Raw genomic sequence first — 3575 nt, forward strand, 5'->3', positions numbered from 1 at the left:
TTCGCCGAACTCGCGCTCAAGGTCCGGGCGGCCGCGCAGGCGCCGCGCGGGCTCATCGGCGCGCGGCCTCGGCACGATCCGCCCGCGGCCGACTTCAATCCGAACGGCCGGATCGTGGCGATCGGCGCCTCGACCGGGGGAGTCGACGCGCTCATGTCCGTCCTCTCCGCGTTCCCGGCCATGTGCCCGCCAACGGTCGTCGTCCAGCACATGCCGGCCAGCTTCACCAAGGGCTTCGCGCAGCGGCTCAACCAGCACTGCGCGGCCGAAGTGGTCGAAGCCTCCAACGGCATGCCGCTCGAACCGGGACGCATCCTGATCGCGCCGGGCGGGCCGGCGCATCTCGAACTCCGCGGGCGTCGGCGGCCGGTTTGTCTGCTGTCGCCGGGCGAGCTCCAGTCGGGGCACCGTCCGTCCGTCGACGCGCTCTTCTCCTCGGTAGCACCCCTCGGAGAGCGCGCGGTCGGGGTCATCCTGACCGGGATGGGCCGCGACGGGGCGGCCGGGCTCCTGCGGATGCGCGCCGCGGGCGCTGTGACGATCGGGCAGAACGAGCGGACCTCGCTCGTCTACGGCATGCCGCGGGCGGCGGCCGAGATCGGCGCGGTCGGCCAGCAGCTCGACCTTTCGGTCATTCCGGCCGCGATCCTCGCCGCCTGTTCGGCGGAGGCAAGCCGCGTGGACCTCGCGGGCTGACCGCTCCGCCTTCAGCCTCCCTTAACCACAAGAGCGCCATGGTGCGCGGAAACCGACCGGGAGACGGGCCATGCGAGAAGCCGAGAACCTGCTGGCGCGCAAGCTGCGCCACGATGGCGTCGCGCGTTCGCCGCTCCCCGATACCGATTTCGTCGGCGAGACCTTCGCCCGGCAGGCCGAGCGGGCGCTCCGGGCGCTGGTCAAGACCGGGGTGAGCGCGATCGTGCTGGAATGCAAGGTGGTGAAGGTCGCCGAGGCGGTGCGCGATATCGCCGTGCCGACCATGCTCGGGCTCATCGAGATCGAGAACGGCAAGGTGCAGGGCCTGCTCAACCTCGATACCGATTTCGCCTATCATCTGATCGACCTGATGCTCGGCGGCGACGCCTCGATCGCCCCGGTCCCGATCACGCGCACCTTCACCGAGATCGACATGGCGCTCTGCCGGCTCGCGCATGAGGGGCTGCTCGGCGCCTTCACGGAGGCCCTCGCCGCCTGTTTCGGCCGTCCGCCGGCGAGGGCGCTTCAGTTGGCGGGACAGCGGCAGGACATCGCGCAGCTGCGTTTCGCGCCCGAGCATGTCGATGTGCTGGTCTATGACATCGCGCTCGACATCGGCGGGGCGGCCCGTGCGGGGAACATGCGCCTGGTCCTGCCGCTCGCGATGCTCGACGTGATCTGCGCGATCCTGCGCGACGAGGGTGGGGTTCGGCGCGAGGAGCCGAGCGATCTCTGGGGGTCACGATGCGGCACGCGGCGCTTGGCGCGCGCGTGGCGATCGACGCCGTGGCGCAGCGCCGGCGCATGGCGGTCTCGGATGTCATGCGCCTCGGGATCGGCGATCTGCTCGAGCTTCCGCCGAACGCGCTCACCGATATCCAGCTCATGATGGCGCAGCCCGGAGGCCGGCGGGCGGCGGTCGCCTCCGGTCGCCTCGGCACGTATCAGGGCGAGAAGGTCGTGAAGCTCGACGTGGCCATCGACCCGCGCGTCCGCGAGAGCCTGCGCATGCTCTGGCCCCCGGCGGAAGTCACCGATCCGTCCGCCGATCCGCTCGCCGACCGGGCCGCGACGCTGACAGCCGGCGCGGCCGGGGAACCGGCCCCGGGACCCGGCGCCGCCGCGAGCTTCACCGGGCGCCGTTCGCGCGAGGCCTGATCACCAGCCGCAGGCGGCGCGCTCGCCGGTCTCGAGCCGGAAGTCGCGATAGTAGATCGTCTGGTCCTTCGGGCCGGTACCCGCCTTGTTGTATTTGTCGGTGAAGGCGGGGCCGGTGATCTTCCAGCTCGCATCGGGCCGATAGGTCACGTCCCTGTAGCTCGCGGCGCCGATGAGATCCCCGCGCGCGTCGAAGGCCGAGAGCGTCGAGAAGCCGTCGGACTGACCGGGCGTGTTGAGCCCGACATCGAGTCGCAGCGTGATCCATTCGCCCTTCGGCAGCGCGCGATCCATCCGGGTCCCGGCGCCATAGGCGCGAACCTTCTTCTTGCCGCCGGCCCATTGCGAGTCCGTCTCGCGGGCCTTGGTGCGCCTGTCGAGGTGATAGGAGTAGTTCGCGAGCTGGATCGACCGCTTGTCCTTGGAGACCCGGAAATTCGCCCGGATCTGGGCGCCCGTCTGCTCCGAGGGCAGGCAGCCCCCGCTCGAGCATTTCCGCTCGCCGATCAGGATGCCGAAGGCGATGCGCCCACCGTCGAACGGCCGGTAGTCCTTCGGGATGAACATCTGTCCGGTCAGCCGCGCGGCATCCGCGCCGCCTTCGACCTTCGGGGTCAGATCGAGCAGCGAATTCGGGCGGTCGCCCCAGGACGTGATCGCCAGCAGCGCGCCGCCATCCGGCGCGGGAACGCAGGAATAGCGCCGGTCCCGCTCGGTCCGCTCGACGCTCTTCGCCGCTGCCTGGACGCTCCATTTGGCGCCGCAGATCTCCGAGGTCGGCGGATTCCAGATCACCCGCATGCAGGAAGGCGCGTCCATGGCCGCGCCGGCCTCGCCGATCCGGTCGAGCATCGGGCTCATGGCCGCGACCGCCGGACGGGGCAGGGGGGCGCGCGCCTCGGTGGGCCCGGCGGCGAGGGTGGCCGCGTCGGGCTCCTGCGCTCCGGCGCCGGAGAGGCCCGGGACGGCCGCCAGAACTGCGATCAGCGCGGCGGCGCGGCGCGCGCGGGCGGGAACTCGGCGAAAGAGCATGGGCCCTCCTTCTCTTCGCGTGCGATGCTCCGGCGCCCCGGTGCGGGCGCGGGTTCTTCCCTTAATGCGGGTTGGCGTCCGGGTTGAAAAGGCAACAAACCGGGAGCGGCCCCGCATGGACCCCGTGTGGCCCGCGGGTCAGTCGGGACGGGCGCTCGCCCGGACCAGCGCGGCGATGAGATCGGTGCGGGTCACGATGCCGACGATCCGCTCGTGCTCCAGCACCGGAACCGCGTCGCAGCTTCCCTCGGCGAGCATCGGGAGAAGCTCGCCGAGCGGCGTCGCGAGTGTCGCGCGCGGCGTCGTCCCGGTCATGATCTCGGCCGCCCGCGCCGGGCTCTCGCGGCCGCGGTCGAGCAGGCGTGCCATCGCCGCGCCGAAGCCCCGGCCGATGCGGATCGCGTCGTCGTGACCGCGGCGGATGAGGTGGATNCATGATCTCGGCCGCCCGCGCCGGGCTCTCGCGGCCGCGGTCGAGCAGGCGTGCCATCGCCGCGCCGAAGCCCCGGCCGATGCGGATCGCGTCGTCGTGACCGCGGCGGATGAGGTGGATCTGGAAGATCACGCCGAGAAAGCGGTCGTCCGCGCCGACGACGGGGAGCGAGGTGAATCCATGCCGCCGGAACAGATCGGCGACCTCGGTCAGCGGCGTGTCGGGTTCGATCGTCACCAGATCGCTGGACATGATG

The 3575-nt window shown here is 71.5% G+C and carries 5 protein-coding genes and 1 pseudogene; 3 read left to right on the forward strand and 3 right to left on the reverse strand.

The genetic code is table 11. From position 1 onward, the window contains the following. The 3 genes from ACLJK8_RS22285 to ACLJK8_RS22295 form a co-directional block, all read left to right on the forward strand. Positions 1-696 (forward strand): CheB methylesterase domain-containing protein (locus ACLJK8_RS22285; protein ID WP_413152616.1); only part of this gene is annotated, 696 nt, incomplete at its 5' end. A 70-nt stretch (positions 697-766) separates the two neighbouring features. After that, positions 767-1585: a hypothetical protein gene (locus tag ACLJK8_RS22290; RefSeq protein WP_413152617.1), complete on the forward strand. Its 819-nt coding sequence runs from the start codon at positions 767-769 to the stop codon at positions 1583-1585. Continuing rightward, positions 1519-1854 (forward strand): hypothetical protein, encoded by a 336-nt coding sequence (locus ACLJK8_RS22295; RefSeq protein ID WP_413152618.1) that lies wholly within the window; start codon positions 1519-1521, stop codon positions 1852-1854. The genes ACLJK8_RS22290 and ACLJK8_RS22295 overlap by 67 nt, the downstream gene beginning before the upstream one ends. Here the strand turns inward: ACLJK8_RS22295 and ACLJK8_RS22300 are convergent, their stop codons facing one another. From ACLJK8_RS22300 to ACLJK8_RS22310, 3 genes and pseudogenes are all read right to left on the reverse strand, one after another. Further along, positions 1855-2886 carry a hypothetical protein gene (locus tag ACLJK8_RS22300; RefSeq protein WP_413152619.1) on the reverse strand — a complete coding sequence of 344 codons (1032 nt, stop codon included), beginning with the start codon at positions 2884-2886 and terminating at the stop codon, positions 1855-1857. A gap of 138 nt (positions 2887-3024) precedes the next feature. Beyond that, the gene (locus ACLJK8_RS22305; protein WP_413152620.1) at positions 3025-3255 is read right to left on the reverse strand and encodes a CBS domain-containing protein; all 231 of its coding nucleotides are present in this window, start codon (positions 3253-3255) and stop codon (positions 3025-3027) included. Positions 3256-3427: 172 nt separating this feature from the next. After that, a pseudogene (locus tag ACLJK8_RS22310) lies at positions 3428-3575 on the reverse strand (CBS domain-containing protein); the annotation flags it as partial.

It is taken from the genome of Amaricoccus sp. W119, assembly GCF_047275745.1.
In the GTDB taxonomy this organism is placed as follows: domain Bacteria; phylum Pseudomonadota; class Alphaproteobacteria; order Rhodobacterales; family Rhodobacteraceae; genus Amaricoccus.

Coding starts and splice junctions, on each gene's coding strand:
- ACLJK8_RS22290 (WP_413152617.1), top strand. CDS start 767: ATGCGAGAAGCCGAGAACCTGCTGGCGCGCAAGCTGCGCCACGATGGC.
- ACLJK8_RS22295 (WP_413152618.1), top strand. CDS start 1,519: ATGCGCCTCGGGATCGGCGATCTGCTCGAGCTTCCGCCGAACGCGCTC.
- ACLJK8_RS22300 (WP_413152619.1), bottom strand. CDS start 2,886: ATGCTCTTTCGCCGAGTTCCCGCCCGCGCGCGCCGCGCCGCCGCGCTG.
- ACLJK8_RS22305 (WP_413152620.1), bottom strand. CDS start 3,255: ATGGCACGCCTGCTCGACCGCGGCCGCGAGAGCCCGGCGCGGGCGGCC.